Consider the following 19,327-nt stretch of genomic DNA (forward strand, 5'->3'; position numbering starts at 1 on the left):
TGTTTCGCGGATCGAACGGTTCAAATGATCCGCGTGGCGACCGGCAGCCCGCGCCTGTAGCTCAGTCGGTTAGAGCGCATCCCTGATAAGGATGAGGTCGGAAGTTCGATTCTTCCCAGGCGCACGCGGAATCGGTGCATCTCGCCGTACGACGACGCCGTTAAGAACGACTGGAGTGGTAGCAATGAAGAAGATTTTGTTCTTAATCGCTGCACTCGGTGGCGTCGTGTATGTCCGCAAGCAGCAGGCCGCGAAGGCCGAGGCCGACTTGTGGCACGAGGCTACGACGGCACCGGATCTACGGCCGAAGCAGTAACGCCGCACACCTCGCGGTACGTCGACAACTGAACAGCACGGGGCCATAGCTCAATTGGTAGAGCGCCTGCTTTGCAAGCAGGAGGTCCGGGGTTCGATTCCCCGTGGCTCCACAAACACCCCGGTCCCTCGCAGGCCGGGGTGCTTTTATTTCCCGGACCGTTGCGTCGTAGTGTGAGGACTCGGTCAGGTTCGGTGCCGAATGCACAGACTCCGCGTACCGTGGCTGAATGTCGGGCTCTTCGTCGTTCAAGCTAGTAGCGCTGGTGAAATTGGTCGTCGCCGTCGCCTGTGGCGGCCTGGTCGTCGCCCTGATGCTCTTCCCGGTGATCGGCGGTGCCGGTATCGCAGCCAAGAGCGGGGCAAAAATGGTGGCCGACGTGGCCACGAATTTCAATGCCCAGACGCCGACGACCGTCAGCACGGTACTCGCGGTGGACGGCAGCGTGCTGACCAGCTACTACAACCAGTACCGCACGCCGATTCCGTTGGACCAGATGGGCACATGGATACCCAAGGCGATCGTGGCGATCGAGGACAAGCGGTTTTACGAGCACAACGGCTTTGATACGACTGGGATGATCCGCGCACTGGCGCAGAACGTGCTGTCGGGTGGCGTATCGCAGGGTGGGTCGACACTCACTCAGCAGCTGGTGAAAAACACGCTCCTTTACCAAGCGTCGACCCAGGCGGAGCAGCAGGCCGCGGTCGAACAGACCATCGGCCGGAAACTGCGCGAGGCGAAGATCGCTATCGAGCTGGAAAAGGAACTGTCCAAGGACCAGATCCTGGAGAAGTACCTCAACCTCATGAACATGGGACAGGGCGCTTATGGCGTACGGGCAGCCGCGATCACCTACTTCGGTGTGGAGCCTTCAGATCTCGCCCTCGAACAGGCGGCGTTGCTGGCGGGCCTGGTCCAGACTCCAACCAAGTTCAACCCGTTCAACAACCCCAAGGACGCGAAGAAGCGCCGGGACATCGTGCTCTCCGCGATGATCAGCACTGGCGTGCTGTCTGCCGCGGAGGGCGAAGAGGCGATGAAGAAGCCGATCGTCCTCAACCCGGGCGCTAAGCCTGGCCGCTCGTGCTCGGAGGCGCCGAGTCAGGGCGGATTCTTCTGCGACTACCTGTGGACCTATCTCACTAAGACGCTCGGTATCCCGCCGGCGGTCCTGAAGGAAGACGGCCTGACGATCAAGACCACGTTCCAGCCTTCGTTTCAGGAGGCGGCGACCAACGGCATCCTCGGCGTGGGCGAAGCGCTGGCAAAGGACGCCGGCGTCTTCGGGCTTGCCGACGAGCGGTTGGCGATGATGGATGTGCTCGATGCCACCAACGGCAACATCCTCGCGTTGGCGATGAATAAGAGGTTCGGCAACGATCCCAACGACATAAGCCAGACCGTGGTGAACTATCCCAGCCTGCCGGGCAAGGGTGCTGGCTCGACGTACAAGATCTTCCCTGCGGTTACCGCCCTCGCTCAGGGTGTCGGAATCAACTTCGTGACCGGCGCCAACGCGCCATACACCTCGAAGAAGTTCAAGGATGGCCTCAAGCCGTACGTGGTCAGCAATGCCGGCAAGTATGCGGACAACCTGCCGCTCTGGAAGGCGCTCTACCAGTCCGCGAACACCTACTTCGTCGGGCTCGAGGACCACATCGGCAGCATGGACCCGATCGTCGATGTGGCGACCGCGATGGGGCTGTGGGCACCCGGAGATACCGCGATCGCCGACCAAGTGAAGGCACAGCAGCAGGCGTCGTTCACCCTGGGCCCGGGTTCGGCTAACCCGCTGCGGCTGGCGGTCGCCTATGCGACTCTCGCCAACCGGGGCACGCGGTGCGAGCCGGTGCCGGTCCTGGATATCCTTGGTCCGGACGGCCAGCCACTGGTCGACCCGAAGACCAAGGCACCCTATTTCACGCCGGGCACTAACTGCACGCCGAACGCGATCCCGCCGGGCGTCGCGGACACGATCAACGACATCCTGCTGAAGGACGTCATGCCCGGCCACGCCGGCCAGACGGGTAGGCGCGCCTATACAGGTGATGGTCGGCAGATCGCCGGCAAGACCGGCACCGCGCAGGGCAATGAGTCGTACGCATTCATCGGCTACACACCGCAGGTCGTCGCGTCCGTCATGGCCTACGGACTCCACCGCGAGGCGATGCCCGGCCTGCCCGGCGCGGAGGAAGGGTTCGGCGGCGGCTACCCGGCGACGATGTGGCGGCTCGCGATGGAGAACATCTTGGGCAGCTACCCGATGGTCAACTTCCCGCCCGCGGACCCGAAGGTCGCTGCTGGCAATACCGCCAAGAATCCGGTCAACTGTGTCGGCAAGACCCCGGCGCAGTGCAAGTCTGCCCTGGCCAAGGCTGGTCTCACCGCCGCCGACAGTGGCGTGCCGGTGGACAACAAGTCGGTCCCGGCCGGACGGGTCGGTGCCCAGTCGCCCGCGGTCGGGCAACCCGTCGCGCCCGGTGCGGTCGTCACCTACAGCATTTCAACGGGAAAGCCGTCGAATGGTCAACCCTGTGCCGAGGGTCAGGACCCGGCGACAACCGGCTGTACCCCATGAGGACGCCCGGCAGATAGTGCATCGGCGCGGACCAGTGACGCGTCGTTCCGTGGGTTGGCCATCTGCCAAAAGGTGTACTTCATAAACCCGACTTTCGGCGTATTGACTGGCCATCGGGACTATTGGAGGATTTGACGAGGTCCTCAAACCCATGTACCACCTGTGTGCGAGGACAGAATTCTAACGGGGAAGCTACGTAAGACTCTCCTCGGACAACTGAAAAGTTTGTTGGAGAAGTCGTGATCACGGGGGTGCCACGGTGTTATCTGCACATGCTCAGATTGTTCATCACAAGCCTAGAAAACGAGTCGGGCTATTCGCCGTCTTCTTTGCCTTCGCCATAGCGATGGCATTTTCGATCGGGTACGCCGCGCCGGCATCGGCCGACGAGCCGTCCACAAGCCCGATAGCGGACAGTCCACCGGCTCCGGACGACGCCGGCGATACGGCGTCAGCGCCCGAACCGCCTGCAAGCCCGTCGACAGGCGCGGCCGTGCCGCTCGCCACGCCACCACCTGCCACGGAGGCACCTGCCACGGAGGCACCGGCCGCGGAGGCCTCGGACGCACCGGCCCAGGCGACAGCGACCACAACGCCCGAGTCATCCGCACCATCCGAGCCGTCCACACCATCCGAGCCGTCCACACCAGACGCGACGGATGCACCAGACGCGACGGATACGACGGACGCACCGGACGCGGCCGCGACGCCCGGCAATACGTCCGAAGCCACCGGCCCGAGCGAAGACGTTGCGCCGGACGGGACTTCGATCGACACCCAGGCGGTCGACGAGCCGACCGTGCTCGCGGCTAACGACCTGATCGCACCGCTGGCCGTCGTACCCGGTCAGATCACCTCGGGCGGACCGCTCACCAACATCGTGATCAGCCCGGATCTCAACTGCGCGGTCAACCACTCCTCGGATACGGCTGACGAATTTTACGGCGGTACTGCCTGCGGAACGTTCGTCGCGAACGGTGAGGGCGCGCTGTACGGTCCGGCGTACGTGCCGGCGGGTGGCAACGCGACCGGGGCAACTGGCTACGTCGCACTCACGCCGGTTGACCAAACCGGCACGGGCGCCGGGACCTCGGTCGATCCCTACAAGGTGACCACGGTCGCCGACGCCGGGACCCTGCGGATCACGCAGACCGACAGCTACATAGTTGGACAGGAGTCATACCGCACCGACACGATGGTCACCAACAACGGTACGACGACGGTCACCATCGTCCTCTACAAGGCCGGCGACTGCTACCTGCAGAACTCCGACTACGGCTACGGCGCTTATGACCCGGTCACCGGTGCGGTCACCTGCGTTGGCGCCGCCGACGATGGCAGTGGTCCGGGACAACGTATCGAGCAGTTCTACCCGCTGTCGCCGGGAAGTTCTTATATCCAATCGTCCTATAGCGCTGTGTGGGCCGCCATCGGCACCCAGCAGCCGTTCCCCGATGAGTGCGCGTCTTGCGACATCAACATCGACAACGGCGCAGGTCTGAGCTGGACGATCGTGCTCGCACCGGGCGAGTCAGCGACGCGCGCACACCTGACGATCTTCTCGCCGCTCGGTGTCGCACCGATCTCGACCGCCAAGACGGCCGACTCGCCGACAACCGAGGCCGGTGGCTCGAACGGCTACACGGTCACTTTCGGCAACCCCAACCAGACGGCGATCAACGTGACCAGCATCGTCGACACATTGCCGGCCGGGTTCACTTACGTGCCGGGCTCGTCGAGTGGCGCGACCACCGCGGACCCGACGATCGTCGGCAACCAACTGGTCTGGACCGGCAACTTCACGGTACCGGCGGGCGGTTCGCTGTCGATGCACTTCGGCGTACAGGTCTCGGGCACACCGGGCACCTACTTCAACAGCGCGGGCGGTTCGGCCGATGACGTGGCCGTCGCCGGCGTGGACAACGCTGCCGAGGTGACGGTCACGGGTACGACGCCGCCGGTGGACCCCTCCGTGGATCCGCCAGTTGAGGACCCATCGGTAGTCGATCCACCGGTAGTCGATCCGCCGGTCGAAACTCCGCCGACCGAAGACCCGATTGTCGAAGACCCGATTGTCATAGAGCCGGTCGCGGTCACCGAACCAGTCCAGGCGGCGTCGACCGACAAGGTCACGAAGGCCGGCCCGACGTACCACGGGGCGAACCTTGCCTACACCGGCGCGGACGTGCTCCCGCTGGTCGAACTCGGCGGCCTGATGCTGGCCCTCGGTTTCGCATTGGTCGGAATCGGCCGGCGTCGCACCGGACGCTGACCAACGGCAGGCGGGTCCGGCGTTCGATCTCCCTAGGGTGATCGGGCGCCGGGCCCGTTTTGCTGTGCACCCGCCAGCTCGTCGACACACCCGACACCACCCCCGCAGGACGGGCTCTATCGCTGGTTTTTGGTCCGCCGATGTGGTCACGGTGCCGAGCAATGCGCGCGGTAGTTTTGTCATGAAACCATCGAACTAGCAAGAGGAATTCACCATGTACTCCACTCACGTCGGCACCTCATCGACCGACGCCATCACCATCTACGGGCACGATCTGTGTAATGAGTTGATCGGCAAAGCGTCGCTCACCGACCTCATATTTCTCGGTGCGCAGAACAGGCTTCCGCAGGAGAGCGAGTCGAAGATGCTCAACGCGCTGATGCTGGGAGTCGCCGAACATGGTTTCACGCCGAGTTCGTTGGCCGCCCGGCTGACCTGGCTCGGCGCCCCAGAGGCAACGCAGGCCGCGGTTGCCGCGGGTCTGCTCGGCGCCGGGTCGGTCTACCTCGGCGCGATGGAGTTGACGACGAAGATGCTCGCGGATGGTTTTGCCGCGCATCCCGAGGCGTCGCTAGAGGAAATTGCGACGGCGATCGCCGATAAGTACGAGGAAACCGGCGAGCGGCTCCCCGGGTTTGGACACCCAGTCCACCGGCCTGTCGACCCGCGGACCGTGCGCTGGTACGAACTCGCCGAGCAGTGGGGCGTCCTGGGCCAGTACGGCCGATTGCTGACCGCCGTTCACGCCGAGGTCGAGAAGCGGCGCGGCAAGCCGATCACCCTGAACGGTGCGGGAACGTTCGGTGGCCTGCTCGGCGATCTCGGTTTCGGCTGGCAGACCGTCCGCACCATCGTCACTGCGGCGCGCGCGGTCGGCCTCGTGGGGCACATCGCGGAGGAGGCCTCACGCGGGACCCGCGACAGCACCGCGCAGCAACTGTATATGCACGTTCAGGACAACACCGACTATCAGGCTTGACCGATACGGCCGTCGCCGGGCTGGGCAAATGCTGATGCAGGGTATATAACCGGGCACATGGGGGACTTGATAGCGGAACGCAGGCAGGCGCTCGAGACCCGGTGGGGCGCGTGGACATCGACGACATTGTCCGGCCGATTCGACATGGTCGCCGAGAGGTTCGGTGACCGGCCGTTCGTCATCACCGACGAGGCGACCCAGACGTACGCCGAGGTGGCGGCGCAGTCGCAGCGGATTGCCGGTGGGCTAGCGGACCTCGGCGTACGACGGGGCGACCGGGTCGCGATCTTGATCGACAATCGGGCCGAGTTCGTGCCGGTCAAGATCGCGGTGGCACGGGCTGGCGCGGTCGCCGTACCGCTCAACTTCCAGTACAAAGCCGAGGAGCTGCAGGCCGCGCTCGCGCACTCCGAGGCCAAGGTGCTGGTCACGATCGGGCACTCGATGGCCACCGACTTCCTCGACGCGCTCGATGCCATAGCGCCCGGCTGGGAAACCGCCGGCGGCGGCGCGACACTTCCCACGCTGGAGTACGTCGTAGTCGTGGGCGGCGGCCGCGACGGCGCCTTGAGTCTCACCGACGTGGCGGCCCGCGGAACCGACATCACGCCACCAGAAACCGACCCGGATTCGATCTGCGACATCGTGTTCACCTCGGGCACCAGTGGCCATCCGCTCGCGGCGATGCTCACTCACGACATGGTGCTGCGCAGCGCCTACGGTTCGGCCTACCATCGCGGGTTCGCGGACGGCTGGCGGATCTGCTTCGCGCTGCCGATGTACCACGTGTTCGGGTACGTCGAGGGCCTGCTCGCGGCCATGTTCGTCGGTGGCGCGGTCGTTCCACGCCAAGTGTTCAACCCACGCACGCTGCTCGAAGCGGTGGCGCGCGAGCACGTCAACGAGGTGCTGTTCGTGCCGACGATGACCGTCGGAGTCGTCGAGGAGGCTGCCCAGCGTGCCTACGATCTGTCCAGTCTGGAGTCGGTGTTCTCCGCAGCCGCGCCGGCACCGGTCTGGCTGTGGGAACGGGTCCAGCGCGAGCTCGCTCCGCGCACCGTCTACACCGGTTACGGGCAGACCGAGGTGTCTGCGGCGACCGCGCTGACCATGCCCGGCGACGCGCTCGAGGTCGTATCCGAGACGGTCGGCGCCTGCAAGCTCGGCGGCGCCGCCGCAACCGAAGGGTACGACGGCCGGCTCGCGCAGTACCGCACGGTCGACCCGTTCACCGGCGAACCACTGCCCGACGGTGCCGAGGGTGAGCTGAGCGTGCGCGGCCCCATCGTGACGCGGGCGTATCACGCAGATCCCGAACGTACGGCGGGCATGATCGAGGACGGTTGGCTGCGTACCGGAGACCTCGGATCCGTCGGCGCGGACGGCTATTTGCGGCTGACCGGCCGCGCCCGCGAGCTCTACAAGTGCGGCGGCGAGTTGGTGGCGCCGAAGGAGGTCGAGGATGTGATCAACCGCTTCCCCGGTGTCGGTCAGGCGTACGTCGCTGGCGTCCCGGATGAGCGGATGGGCGAGGTTGGCGCCGCATGGGTGGTGCCTGACGGCGACGCCGTACTGGACCCGGAAGTTCTGCGCCGACACTGTCGCACGCACCTGGCGGCGTTCAAGATCCCGCGCATGATCACCATCGTCGCGGCGGCGGATCTGCCGACGACCGCGACCGGAAAGGTACAGAAGTACCGCCTGGCCCAAAGTGCCGTGACGTCCTAGCCGGGTACCGTGCTCCGATGAGTGTTTTCGGCGTGGTTCCGGTCTGTCCATGCGGCTCGGGTGCGCCGTACGACGCATGTTGCGGCCAGCTTCACCGCGGGGAACGACAGGCCGAAACCGCCGCGGAACTGATGCGTTCACGGTTCAGCGCGTACGTCGTCGGCGACGGGGACTACCTCATGCGCACGTGGCATCCGCGGGCCCGGCCGCCGCAGATCGATGTCGATCTCGACGCGGCGGCGTACCACCTCGAGATCGTGGCGACGTCGGGCGGCCGGCCGGGTGACGAGTCGGGGGTGGTCGAGTTCGTGGCGCAGATCGGAGCGGACGTCATCCGCGAGCGCAGCAGTTTCACCCGACGCGCGGGCCGGTGGATGTACGTCGACGGCGTACTCGACGGATAGCTGGGCGGGTAGCGTGAGCGATATGCGAGGCGAGCGGAGGCGCACGTGAGACTTGTCGATATTGGCGCGAAAGCACTACGCACCAGGGGTTTCGTGCGCGCACCTATCTACCTCTACCGAACGGGACTCGGGTTCCTGCTCGGTCATCGCATGCTCATGCTCCAGCACATCGGCCGCAAATCCGGGGCGCGCCGGTACGTCGTACTCGAGGTCGTCGAGCAGCCGTCACCGCTCAGTTATGTGGTCGCATCCGGATTTGGCACCCAAGCGCAGTGGTATCGCAACGTCCTCGCCCATCCCCGGGTCGGAGTGTCGGTCGGGTTTGGCATGAGCACCCCGGCGCGCGCCGTACCGCTCACTGACGACGAAGTAGCCGCCACATTGCAGCGCTACCAGCGGGATCGTCCGCGGACCTGGTCCGCACTGATGTCGACGATCGAGTCCGCCACCGGGCGACCGGTCACCACGCTGCCGATGGTCCGGCTCGAGTTGCAGCCGTAACTGCGAACCTCCCCCTCGGTTGCGGGTAGTTGATTCCGTCGGGGCTATCGACCTACTGCTCGCGATGTGCAACTATTACGACGGATTGTAGAACCACGAGCGAATCACGGACTCAATTGTCCGAGTCCTGCTTGCGTGCGGTGCAAATCTGAAGGGGTAGCTCATGAGCAGAACCATTAACAGTGGACTGACAGATGCCTTGATCAGGACCCGACGATTCTTCACCAAGAACCAGCCGGTGTCGCCGGACGGCCGTACCTTGCTCAAGGTCGGTGGGCGCTCCGGTGATGCCTTCTACCGGGATCGCTGGAGTCACGAAAAAGTTGTCCGATCGACCCATGGTGTCAACTGCACCGGCTCGTGCTCCTGGAACGTCTACGTCAAAGACGGCATCATCACCTGGGAGACGCAGGCCGTCGACTATCCCACCACCGGTCCCGACAAACCCGAATACGAACCCCGGGGCTGTCCGCGTGGAGCCTCCTTCTCCTGGTATACCTACTCACCCACTCGCACCCGGTATCCCTACATACGCGGCGTCTTGCTCGAGATGTATCGCGAAGCGAAGACCCGCTTGAAGGACCCCGTCCTCGCGTGGGCCGACGTGACCGAAGACCCCATACGCGCGGCGCGCTACAAACGCGCCCGCGGCAAGGGTGGCCTTGTGCGCGCGACCTGGGACGAGGCCATCGAGATCGTCGCGGCGGCGCACGTCCACACCATCCGCAAATGGGGACCCGACCGGGTGGCCGGATTCTCCCCTATCCCGGCGATGTCGATGATCTCGCACGCTTCCGGAGCGCGCTTCGTCAATCTCATCGGCGGGTCGATGTTGAGCTTCTACGACTGGTACGCCGACATGCCGGTCGCCTCCCCGCAGATGTTCGGTGACCAGACCGACGTACCCGAGTCCGGTGACTGGTGGGACGCGAGCTACCTGATGATGTGGGGGTCCAACGTCCCGGTGACTCGTACCCCGGATGCGCACTGGATGACCGAGGCCCGCTACCGCGGTCAAAAGGTCGTCGTCGTGTCACCGGACTTCGCCGACGCCACCAAGTTCGCCGACGAGTGGCTGCCGGCCGAGCCCGGCACGGACGGTGCCCTGGCGATGTCGATGGGTCACGTGATCCTCAAAGAGTTCTACGTCGATCGCCAGACGCCGTACTTCACCGGCTACGTCAAAAAATACACCGACCTGCCGTTCTTGGTCACCCTTGACGAGACAACGGACACCGCCGGCGAGACGGTCTATACAGCGGGCAAGTTCCTGACCGCCGAGGACCTCACCGACGAGGTTGCCCCCGAACAGGAAAACGCGGCGTTCAAAACCGTGCTGATTGACTCGGTCACGAACCGGCTCGTCGTACCACCGGGCACGCTCGGTCACCGGTACGGCGAAACCGGGGAGGGCAAGTGGAACCTGGACCTGGGCGAGGTCGATCCTCGGCTGTCCCTGATCGACGACGCAGACGACAACGTGCCGATCGACATGCCGCGGTTCGACATCGGGCAGGGCGAGGTCGGCGTCATTCGCCGCGGTGTCCCGGTGCGGCGGGTGGCCGGGCGGCTGGTGACCACCGTGTTCGACCTGATGCTGGCGCAGTACGGCGTTGGGAGGCCGGGCCTTCCGGGTGAGTGGCCGGCGGGGTACGACGACGCCGAGTCCCTATACACGCCGGCGTGGCAGGAGCGGATCACCGGTGTCTCCGCCGAAGCCGCCGAACGCATCGGTCGCGAATTCGCCCAGAACGCCGAAGACTCCAAGGGCCGTTCGATGATCCTGATGGGGGCGGGCACCAACCACTGGTTCCACTCCGACACGATCTACCGGACATTCCTGACGATGACGACGATCACCGGCTGCCAGGGTGTCAACGGTGGCGGCTGGGCGCACTACGTCGGGCAGGAAAAAGTCCGCCCGCTGACCGGCTACACCCAGCTGGCCAACGCCTTGGACTGGGTCCGGCCGCCGCGCAATATGGTGCAGACGGCGTACTGGTACCTGCACACGGACCAGTTTCGCTATGACCAGTTCGGCGCCGACACCTTGACCGCCCAGACCGGCAAGGGCCAGCTCGCCGGCAAGACCACGGCCGACGTGATCGCCCAGTCCGCGCGTTTGGGATGGATGCCGTCGTACCCGACCTTCGACCGCAACCCACTGGTGATTACCGCGCAGGCCCGTCAAGAAGGCAAGTCGACCAAGGACTACATAGTGGAGGAGTTGAAGGCCGGGCGATTGAAGTTCGCCGCCGAAGACCCCGACGCGCCCGAGAACTTCCCGCGCGTGCTGTCACTGTGGCGGTCCAACTTGTTCGGTTCCTCGGCAAAGGGTAACGAGTACTTCCTGAACCACCTACTCGGCGCATCGCACACAATCAGCGCGAAGGAAACCGCCGAACGATTCCGCCCGAACGAGGTGACATGGCACGACCACGCGCCGATCGGCAAACTTGACCTGCTGACAACCCTCGACTTTCGGATGACTAGCTCCACGCTCTTGTCGGATATCGTGCTGCCGGCCGCGACGTGGTACGAGAAGCACGACCTGTCCACGACCGACATGCACCCGTTCGTCAACTCGTTCAACCCGGCGATCTCGCCGCCCTGGCAGTCACGCACCGACTGGGATGCCTGGCAGCAGATCTCCCGCGTTTTCAGCAAACTTGCCGAGCGCCACCTCGGTAAACAGACAGATGTGGTCGCGGCGCCGCTGACCCATGACACGCCAGACGCGATGGCTTCACCACACGGCAGGGTGCGGGACTGGAAGTACGGCGACTGCGAGCCCGAGCCCGGCGTCACGATGCCGAAGCTCATCGAAGTCGAACGGGACTACACCGCCGTCGGCGACATGATGCGCGCCGTCGGTCCGCTCATGGACACGCTCGGCGCGACCACCAAGGGAGTCACGTTCGACCTGACCCGTGAGATCGGGGACCTCAAGGCGAAGAACGGCGTCGTACGCGGGGGTTTCGCGGACGGGCGGCCCGACATTCTGGACGCCGTTCAGGCCTGCGAGATGGTCTTGACCTTGTCCGGCACGACGAACGGGCATCTGGCGACCCAGGGCTTCAAGACCTTGGAGAAGCGAACCGGAACGCTCTTGCACGATCTTGCCTCCGAACACGAGGGCAAACGGGTCACGTTTGCCGAGACCCAACGCGGGCCGGTGCCGGTGATCACCTCGCCTGAATGGTCCGGATCCGAGAGCGGGGGGCGGCGCTACTCGCCGTTCACGATCAACGTGGAGCGGCTCAAGCCGTGGCACACGCTCACCGGGCGCCAACATTTTTACCTGGATCACGACTGGATCACTGAGCTTGGCGAAGGGTTACCGACCTTCCGCCCGCCATTGGACATGACCGCGCTCTTCGACGAGCCCGAGATCGGTGCTACCCCCAGCAAGGGTGTGTCGGTCCGTTACCTCACGCCGCACCACAAATGGTCGATTCATTCGGAGTACCAAGACAACTTGCTGATGTTGTCGCTGTTTCGCGGCGGGCCGGGGATCTGGATAAGCCCTCAGGACGCGCAGAAGATCGGCGTGAAGGACAACGAGTGGATCGAGGCGGTCAACCGCAACGGTGTAGTCAACGCCCGGGCCATCGTCTCCCATCGGATGCCCGAAGGCACGGTTTACATGTACCACTCTCAGGACCGGCTCATCGACATGCCGCTGTCCGAGACGTCCGGCGAGCGAGGGGGTAACCACAACTCGCTCACCCGGTTGATGATCAAACCCACCCACATGATCGGTGGCTACGCCCAGTTGACCTACGCGTTCAACTACATGGGCCCCACCGGCAACCAACGCGACGAGGTCACCGTGATCCGTCGCCGCAGCCAAGAGGTGACGTACTAATGCGGGTCATGGCGCAGATGGCGATGGTGATGAACCTCGACAAGTGCATCGGGTGCCACACGTGCTCGGTCACCTGCAAACAGGTCTGGACCAACCGGTCCGGCGCCGAACACGTCTGGTTCAACAACGTGGAGACCCGGCCAGGTCAGGGATACCCACGCACCTACGAAGACCAGGAGAAGTGGAAGGGCGGCTGGACGCTTAACAAGCGTGGCCGGCTGAAGCTGAAGGCCGGAGGGCGGCTGAAGAACCTGGCGACGATCTTCGCCAACCCCAACCTGCCCGGCATCAACGACTACTACGAGCCGTGGACCTACGACTACGAGAATCTCACCACGGCGCCGGCTCAGGACCACATGCCGGTAGCCCGGCCGAAATCGCTGCTCACCGGCGAGGACACAAAAGTCACCTGGTCGTCCAACTGGGACGACGATCTCGCCGGCTCCGTCGAGCACGGACACAACGACCCGATCCTCCAAAAGGTCGGCGACAAGGTCAAGTTCGAGTACGAGCAGGCCTTCATGTTCTACCTGCCGCGGATCTGCGAGCACTGTCTCAACCCGTCGTGTGTGTCGTCCTGCCCGACCGGCGCGATATATAAGCGCGAAGAGGACGGAATCGTGCTGGTCGACCAGGACCGCTGCCGCGGTTGGCGTCAGTGCGTGAGCGGATGCCCCTACAAGAAGATGTACTTCAACCACAAGACCGGCAAGGTCGAAAAGTGCACCTTCTGCTATCCGCGTATCGAGGTCGGTCAGCCCACGATCTGCTCCGAGACGTGCGTCGGGCGATTGCGTTACCTCGGCCTGATGTTGTACGACGCCGATAAGGTGCTGGAGGCGGCGTCGACCAAGGACGAACATGGACTGTACGAAGCGCAGCGCGGCGTCTTCTTGGACCCGAAAGATCCGGAGGTAATCCGAGAGGCGCAGCTCGCAGGCATCCCGGACGACTGGATCGAGGCCGCCGTGCACTCGCCGATCTGGGCGCTGATCAACGAGTACAAGGTTGCGCTGCCGCTGCATCCGGAATACCGCACGATGCCGATGGTCTGGTACATACCGCCACTGTCGCCCGTGGTGGACGCCGTAAGCGAGACCGGTGAGGACGCGGAGCGACGGGATAACCTTTTCGCGGCCATTGACAAACTGCGGATCCCGATTGACTACCTGGCCGGATTGTTTACCGCGGGAGACACCGCGCCGGTCGATCGGGTGCTGCGCAAACTCGCCGCAATGCGCTCCTACATGCGTGACATCAACATGGGGTGGGAGACCGACGAGTCGATCGCCGAGTCGGTGGGCATGACCGGCCAAGAAATCCGGGATATGTACCGGCTCCTTGCGATCGCCAAGTACGAGGAGCGGTACGTGATTCCGCCTGCTCACTACGAGGACGCGCACAAGCTGGAAAACATCGCCACCGAGTGTTCCCTCAACGTCGACGGAGGGCCCGGCATGGGTGGCTTCGACGCGTCCTTCGGCGCGGATCCCAACATGGGTGCCGACCCGGGCATCGGCTCGTTTGACGGCCCAGGGCGTCCCGAAGGGGTACGGATCAACCTGCTGAACTGGGACGGCCAGGGCACGCCCGATGGACTGTTTCCTCACCCGCACGACTCGTCGGCCGCTACTGAGGACCAGCCATGATCCCGAAGGTCTCGTCCCTGAAATTCTCGGCGGACGAGTTGATCCGCGCGTGGCAGTCCGCGTCGATTCTGATGGACTACCCGGACGAGCAGCTGCTGGCCCGGCTGGAGTTTCTCACCGAGGTCACGGCCAGCTTGCCGGCTAAAATCGGCGCGGGTCTGCAGACGACGATCGGTCACCTTCGTCGTCAGTCGCTGTACGACTTGCAAAGTGATTACGTCGACACATTCGACACGCGGCGACGAGGGTGCCTATTTCTGACGTACTTCTCGAACGGCGAGACCAGAAAACGTGGCTTGGCGCTGCTGCGCATCAAGCAGGTCTACACGAAGGCCGGCTTGATTCTCACCGATGATCAGCTGCCCGATCACTTGTGCGTCGTACTCGAGTTTGCAGCTACCACCGATCTTCAGGCCGGACTCAAGATCATCTTGGACAACCGCGCCGGCCTCGAACTACTCCGTCTTCACCTGATAGAGATCGAATCACCGTGGCGCGGAGCGCTTGAGGCGGTGTGTGCCACGCTGCCCGCGCTGAAGGGCACGGACTACGAAGCGATTCAACGGCTCGCCGCCGACGGGCCCGAAGACGAGCAAGTGGGCCTCAATCCGTACGGCACTCCTGATTTGCTACCCATGCCCGGAGGCGTGTGATGGACAACTTCCGCGATGTGTTCCTGTGGCTGATCTTCCCCTACATCTGTCTCACCATCTTTGTTCTCGGTCATGTCTGGCGCTACAGGTACGACAAGTTCGGCTGGACATCCAGGTCCAGCCAGATGTATGAGAGCCGGATCCTGCGCTGGGCGAATCCGATGTTCCACTTTGGAATCCTGGCGGTGTTCTTGGGCCATGTGATGGGGTTGGGCATCCCTCAGAGTTGGACCGACGCGGTCGGAATCTCCGAGGGTATCTACCACTTCATGGCTATCTCGGTCGGCATCATCGCGGGCGTGTTCACCATCGTCGGCCTCATCGGACTGCTCTACCGGCGTCGCTTCACCAAAGCCGTGCTGGGCGCGACGACCAAGATGGACAAGCTCATGTATCTCATGCTTGCCGCAGTGATCTTGACCGGGCTGGTCAACACGGGCACCGGCGTGGGCGGGACCTACAACTACCGCGAAGGCGTTTCGGTCTGGTTCCGAAGCATCTTCTACTTCAACCCGCAACCGGAACTGATGGTCCATGCTCCGCTGAGCTTCCAGATCCACGGCGTACTCGCCATTGCGCTGTTTGCGCTATGGCCCTTCACCCGTCTCGTGCACGTATTTACCGCCCCGCTGGGCTACGTTTTCCGTCCATACGTGCTGTATCGCAGCCGCGACGAGCATGAGGGCTCACGAGCGCGACGGCGCGGCTGGGACAAGGTCGACACCATCCCGCGTCGTCGATAGTGCCCTCAACGAGGACCCATCCGGACGGCCGTACGGGGTCTGTCTCCGGGCCGGGAGGCCAAATTAGAACGCGGTTGCAAAACTGGACCGCCGGGCCATAACGTTGTTGACTACAAGTAACAGTCCAATGGGGATGTGATCCTGCCAGAAGGGACGTCCATGGCGACTCCGAGAACCGCCGAGTCGAGTTCGACCTCGGCCTCGACCGACGAGCCGGAGTACACGCGGACCCACCGCGAGATCCTCGAGGTCATGGTCGGCCTTCTGGCGGCCCTTTTTACTTGCATCTCAAGCTCGACGATCGTCGCTAACGCGCTACCCACCATCGTCGGCGAACTCAAGGGAAGTCAGACCCAGTACACCTGGGTGGTCACCGCGTCCTTGCTGGCGATGACGGTCTCGACGGCGATTTGGGGCAAGCTCTCCGATCTGTTCAACAAGAAGGTCCTCGTCCAGATCGCGATCGTCATCTTCGTGGCCGGCTCGATCCTCGCGGGCATGTCGCAGAGCATGGGTCAGTTGCTCTCATGTCGCGCAATCCAAGGCATCGGGATGGGCGGGCTGACGGCGCTGTCTCAGTCGATCATCGGATCAATCGTCTCGCCGCGCGACCGCGGCCGTTACAGCGGCTACATGGGCGCGACCGGTGCGCTGGCAATGGTGAGTGGACCGCTGATCGGTGGCGTCATTGTCGATGCCGACGCGCTCGGCTGGCGGTGGTGCTTCTACGTTTGCGTACCGCTCGCGCTCATCAGCCTGGTCATCCTGCAGCGTCATCTGCGCATTGAGACCATCAAGCGGCCGATCAAGATCGACTATCTCGGCGGCATTCTGGTTGCCGTGGCCTCGACCTTGCCGCTGATCTGGGTATCGCTGGCCGGCGATGACTTCGGCTGGGTGTCCTGGCCGTCCGCGGCGTTCCTTGCAGCTACGGCGATCGCCGTCGTACTCGCCGTGTGGGTCGAGCACTGGCATCCGGAGCCGCTCGTGCCGCCGAAGGTAATGCGCGAGCGTACGACGTTGCTCGCCACGATTGCCGGGCTCGCCGTGGGCTGCGCAATGTTTGGCATGTCGGTCTTTCTGACCCAGTTCTTCCAGACCGCGCAGGGCCACTCGCCCACCCAGGCCGGGATCATGCTGATACCGATGATGGCAGGGTCGCTTCTCGGCTCGATCGGCGCGGGCAACTTGATTACCAGGTTCGGTCGGTGGAAGCGATATCTGGTCATCGGTGCGGTACTGCTGACCGCGGGGCTCGCCGTGCTCGGATTCTCCGGCCGTACGACGCCGTACTGGCACGTCGCCGTCGGCATGATGATGATGGGCCTCGGAATGGGCATGATGCAGCAGAACCTCGTGCTGGCGGTCCAAAACACCGTGGACGTCACACAGGTGGGCGCGGCCAGTGGAGCGGTCGCGTTCTTCCGGACGCTCGGCGGCGCGATCGGCGTGTCGGTACTGGGCGCGATCCTGGCCAGCCAGGTGAGCAGCCACATTGCGGCCGGTCTTCCCGCGCTCGGGATCGACCCGGGCAGCGGTTCCAGCGACAGCCTTCGTGATGCTGCCAATCTGCCGGCGCCGGTGCTCAATCTCGTGCAGACGGCGTACGCCGATGCCACCGCGCATATCTTCCTGGTCGCGGCCGGGATCGCGGCGGTCAGCCTGATCGCGGTCTCGTGCATCAAAGAGGTGGCGCTACGCCTGACGGTTCGCAAGTACGACGAACCGCCCGCCCCGACCGTTTAAGGAGCGCACACCCACGTCACGGGTGTAAATGACGTATCACACAACTAGTTGCGTGTGCCAAGCAATCGGTTGTAAAGTTGCGTACCGCAAGTAACGAGTCTTCAAATCGAAAGGCGTCCATGCCTAGCTCCACGACTGGAACCCGTCCACAGGCGGCCTCCGACGGACTCACGCATCGTCAGATCCTCGAGGTGCTCTTCGGGCTTCTTGCGGCCTTGTTTACCGCCATCATTAGCTCGACCATCGTCTCGAACGCGCTGCCGACGATCATTGGTGATCTCGACGGAAGCCAGACCGAGTACACCTGGGTCGTCACGATCTCCCTGCTGACCATGACCGTCTCGACCCCGATCTGGGCGAAGCTGTCGGATCTGGTCAACAAGAAGACGCTCGTACAGATCGCCATTCTCGTCTTCGTCGCAGGTTCCGTGCTCGCCGGATTCTCCCAAGACGTCGGCCAGTTGCTGGCCTGCCGCGGCCTGCAGGGCCTGGGTATGGGCGGGTTGACCGCGTTGGCCCAGTCGATCATCGGCTCGATCATTCCGCCGCGCGACCGCGGCCGCTACAGCGGCTACATGGGCGCAACGATGGCCGTCGCCACCATCAGTGGACCGTTGCTCGGCGGCGTCATCGTCGACGCGCCGGCACTCGGCTGGCGTTGGACGTTCTTCGTCTGCGTGCCACTTGCACTGATCAGCCTCGGCGTACTGCAGCGTTTCCTCAAGATCGAGACCATTAAGCGCGACGTCAAGATCGACTACTGGGGTGCATTGTTCATCGCGATCGCCGCGAGCCTGCCGCTCATGTGGGTATCGTTCGCCGGATCGAGCTTTGACTGGGTCTCTTGGCCGAGCGCCATGTTTGTCGGCGGCACGATTGTCGCAACGATAATCGCGGTCATGATCGAGCGTCGTCACTCCGAACCACTAGTTCCGCCGTTCGTCCTGCGCGACCGTACGACGATGCTCGCGATCATCGCGAGCGTCTCGGTCGGCATCGCGATGTTCGGCAGTTCGGTGTTCATCGGCCAGTACTTCCAGGTCGCGCAGGGCTACACGCCGACCGCGGCCGGTCTGCTGATGATTCCGATGATGCTCGGTTCCCTCGTAGGATCGGCCGGCTCGGGCGCCCTCATCAGCCGGATCGGCAAATGGAAGCGCTACATCGTCGCCGGCAGCATCATGCTCATCGCGAGCCTCGGCCTGCTCTCCACGATCAGCCACACCACGCCGGTGTGGCACGTATGCCTCTTCTTGCTGATCCTCGGCCTCGGCATGGGCATGCTGATGCAGAACCTCGTGCTCGCCGTACAAAACACCGTCGACGTCACCAACGTTGGTGCGGCCAGCGGCGCGGTCGCCTTCTTCCGGTCGCTGGGCGGCGCGATCGGCGTATCGGTCCTCGGCGCCATCTTGGCCAACCAGGTCGGCAGCAAGATCGCCTCCGGGCTCGGCGCGCTCGGGATTGACATGAGTCAGTCGGGCGGTGCGGGCGTCAGCGTGCTCGACCTCAAGCACCTGCCCGCTCCGGTCGTCGAGGTAGTGCGGGCGTCGTACGGCGATGCCACCGGGCGGATCTTCCTCGTTGCCGGGATCGTCGCTTTGGTCAGCCTCGTCGCGGTCATCATGATCAAGGAAGTCCCGCTGCGGCTCACCGTGCGCAAGTACGACGACGTTGCCGACGACGCTGAGGCGGCCGTACTGGGCGAGCCGACGCTGTCCAACCACTAACCCACGATCCGTCACGAATGTCCGGCCGTCCGTCACGAATGTCGGGCCGTCCGTCACGAATGCCGGGCGGTCCGTCACGAATGTCCGGCGGTCCGTCACGAATGTCGGGCCGTCCGTCACGAATGTCCGGCGGTCCGTCACGAATGTCGGGCGGGCC

13 protein-coding genes and 2 tRNA genes are annotated in these 19,327 nt (G+C 64.1%); all 15 read left to right on the forward strand.

The genetic code is table 11. The features are described from left to right. The first annotated feature begins 50 nt into the window (after positions 1 to 50). Positions 51 to 124: transfer RNA gene (locus tag CLV47_RS06780), tRNA-Ile, on the forward strand. 60 nt (positions 125 to 184) lie between these two features. Beyond that, positions 185 to 316 carry a DLW-39 family protein gene (locus tag CLV47_RS22455; protein WP_238145264.1) on the forward strand — a complete coding sequence of 44 codons (132 nt, stop codon included), beginning with the start codon at positions 185 to 187 and terminating at the stop codon, positions 314 to 316. Between the two features lie 39 nt (positions 317 to 355). Beyond that, positions 356 to 428 (forward strand) — tRNA-Ala (locus CLV47_RS06785). 117 nt (positions 429 to 545) lie between these two features. Next, positions 546 to 2,897 carry a penicillin-binding protein gene (locus CLV47_RS06790; RefSeq protein WP_106348270.1) on the forward strand — a complete coding sequence of 784 codons (2,352 nt, stop codon included), beginning with the start codon at positions 546 to 548 and terminating at the stop codon, positions 2,895 to 2,897. Between the two features lie 346 nt (positions 2,898 to 3,243). Then, positions 3,244 to 5,169 carry a DUF11 domain-containing protein gene (locus tag CLV47_RS06795; protein ID WP_106348271.1) on the forward strand — a complete coding sequence of 642 codons (1,926 nt, stop codon included), beginning with the start codon at positions 3,244 to 3,246 and terminating at the stop codon, positions 5,167 to 5,169. Between the two features lie 214 nt (positions 5,170 to 5,383). After that, complete coding sequence (locus CLV47_RS06800) at positions 5,384 to 6,148, forward strand: citryl-CoA lyase (RefSeq protein ID WP_106348272.1); 765 nt, start codon at positions 5,384 to 5,386, stop codon at positions 6,146 to 6,148. Positions 6,149 to 6,205: 57 nt separating this feature from the next. Continuing rightward, positions 6,206 to 7,876 carry a class I adenylate-forming enzyme family protein gene (locus CLV47_RS06805; RefSeq protein ID WP_106348273.1) on the forward strand — a complete coding sequence of 557 codons (1,671 nt, stop codon included), beginning with the start codon at positions 6,206 to 6,208 and terminating at the stop codon, positions 7,874 to 7,876. Between the two features lie 17 nt (positions 7,877 to 7,893). Next, positions 7,894 to 8,280 (forward strand): YchJ family protein, encoded by a 387-nt coding sequence (locus CLV47_RS06810; protein WP_106348274.1) that lies wholly within the window; start codon positions 7,894 to 7,896, stop codon positions 8,278 to 8,280. Between the two features lie 45 nt (positions 8,281 to 8,325). Then, the gene (locus CLV47_RS06815) at positions 8,326 to 8,781 is read left to right on the forward strand and encodes a nitroreductase family deazaflavin-dependent oxidoreductase (RefSeq protein WP_106348275.1); all 456 of its coding nucleotides are present in this window, start codon (positions 8,326 to 8,328) and stop codon (positions 8,779 to 8,781) included. A 163-nt stretch (positions 8,782 to 8,944) separates the two neighbouring features. Beyond that, complete coding sequence (locus tag CLV47_RS06820; protein WP_106348276.1) at positions 8,945 to 12,649, forward strand: nitrate reductase subunit alpha; 3,705 nt, start codon at positions 8,945 to 8,947, stop codon at positions 12,647 to 12,649. After that, the gene (gene narH / locus CLV47_RS06825; protein WP_106348277.1) at positions 12,649 to 14,298 is read left to right on the forward strand and encodes a nitrate reductase subunit beta; all 1,650 of its coding nucleotides are present in this window, start codon (positions 12,649 to 12,651) and stop codon (positions 14,296 to 14,298) included. Before CLV47_RS06820 ends, narH begins: the two co-directional genes overlap by 1 nt. After that, a complete protein-coding gene (gene narJ / locus CLV47_RS06830; RefSeq protein WP_106348278.1) occupies positions 14,295 to 14,951 on the forward strand; it encodes a nitrate reductase molybdenum cofactor assembly chaperone in 657 nt (218 codons plus the stop codon). Before narH ends, narJ begins: the two co-directional genes overlap by 4 nt. Next, entirely contained in the window at positions 14,951 to 15,694 is a 744-nt protein-coding gene (gene narI / locus CLV47_RS06835; RefSeq protein ID WP_106348279.1) for a respiratory nitrate reductase subunit gamma, read from the forward strand. Before narJ ends, narI begins: the two co-directional genes overlap by 1 nt. Positions 15,695 to 15,853: 159 nt before the next feature. Next, entirely contained in the window at positions 15,854 to 17,440 is a 1,587-nt protein-coding gene (locus tag CLV47_RS06840; RefSeq protein ID WP_106348413.1) for an MDR family MFS transporter, read from the forward strand. Between the two features lie 119 nt (positions 17,441 to 17,559). Beyond that, positions 17,560 to 19,170, forward strand: coding sequence for an MFS transporter (locus CLV47_RS06845; protein ID WP_106348280.1), 1,611 nt, complete (start codon positions 17,560 to 17,562; stop codon positions 19,168 to 19,170). The last annotated feature ends 157 nt before the right edge of the window (positions 19,171 to 19,327 follow it).

Origin of the sequence: Antricoccus suffuscus, from assembly GCF_003003235.1 — a bacterium.
Lineage (GTDB): Bacteria > Actinomycetota > Actinomycetes > Mycobacteriales > Antricoccaceae > Antricoccus > Antricoccus suffuscus.

What these genes read in the sequence shown, in the direction of transcription:
- CLV47_RS06805 (WP_106348273.1), top strand. Translation starts at nt 6,206, where the DNA reads ATGGGGGACTTGATAGCGGAACGCAGGCAGGCGCTCGAGACCCGGTGG.
- CLV47_RS06800 (WP_106348272.1), top strand. Translation starts at nt 5,384, where the DNA reads ATGTACTCCACTCACGTCGGCACCTCATCGACCGACGCCATCACCATC.
- CLV47_RS22455 (WP_238145264.1), top strand. Translation starts at nt 185, where the DNA reads ATGAAGAAGATTTTGTTCTTAATCGCTGCACTCGGTGGCGTCGTGTAT.
- narH (WP_106348277.1), top strand. Translation starts at nt 12,649, where the DNA reads ATGCGGGTCATGGCGCAGATGGCGATGGTGATGAACCTCGACAAGTGC.
- CLV47_RS06840 (WP_106348413.1), top strand. Translation starts at nt 15,854, where the DNA reads ATGGCGACTCCGAGAACCGCCGAGTCGAGTTCGACCTCGGCCTCGACC.
- narJ (WP_106348278.1), top strand. Translation starts at nt 14,295, where the DNA reads ATGATCCCGAAGGTCTCGTCCCTGAAATTCTCGGCGGACGAGTTGATC.
- CLV47_RS06790 (WP_106348270.1), top strand. Translation starts at nt 546, where the DNA reads ATGTCGGGCTCTTCGTCGTTCAAGCTAGTAGCGCTGGTGAAATTGGTC.
- CLV47_RS06820 (WP_106348276.1), top strand. Translation starts at nt 8,945, where the DNA reads ATGAGCAGAACCATTAACAGTGGACTGACAGATGCCTTGATCAGGACC.
- CLV47_RS06795 (WP_106348271.1), top strand. Translation starts at nt 3,244, where the DNA reads ATGGCATTTTCGATCGGGTACGCCGCGCCGGCATCGGCCGACGAGCCG.
- CLV47_RS06845 (WP_106348280.1), top strand. Translation starts at nt 17,560, where the DNA reads ATGCCTAGCTCCACGACTGGAACCCGTCCACAGGCGGCCTCCGACGGA.
- CLV47_RS06810 (WP_106348274.1), top strand. Translation starts at nt 7,894, where the DNA reads ATGAGTGTTTTCGGCGTGGTTCCGGTCTGTCCATGCGGCTCGGGTGCG.
- narI (WP_106348279.1), top strand. Translation starts at nt 14,951, where the DNA reads ATGGACAACTTCCGCGATGTGTTCCTGTGGCTGATCTTCCCCTACATC.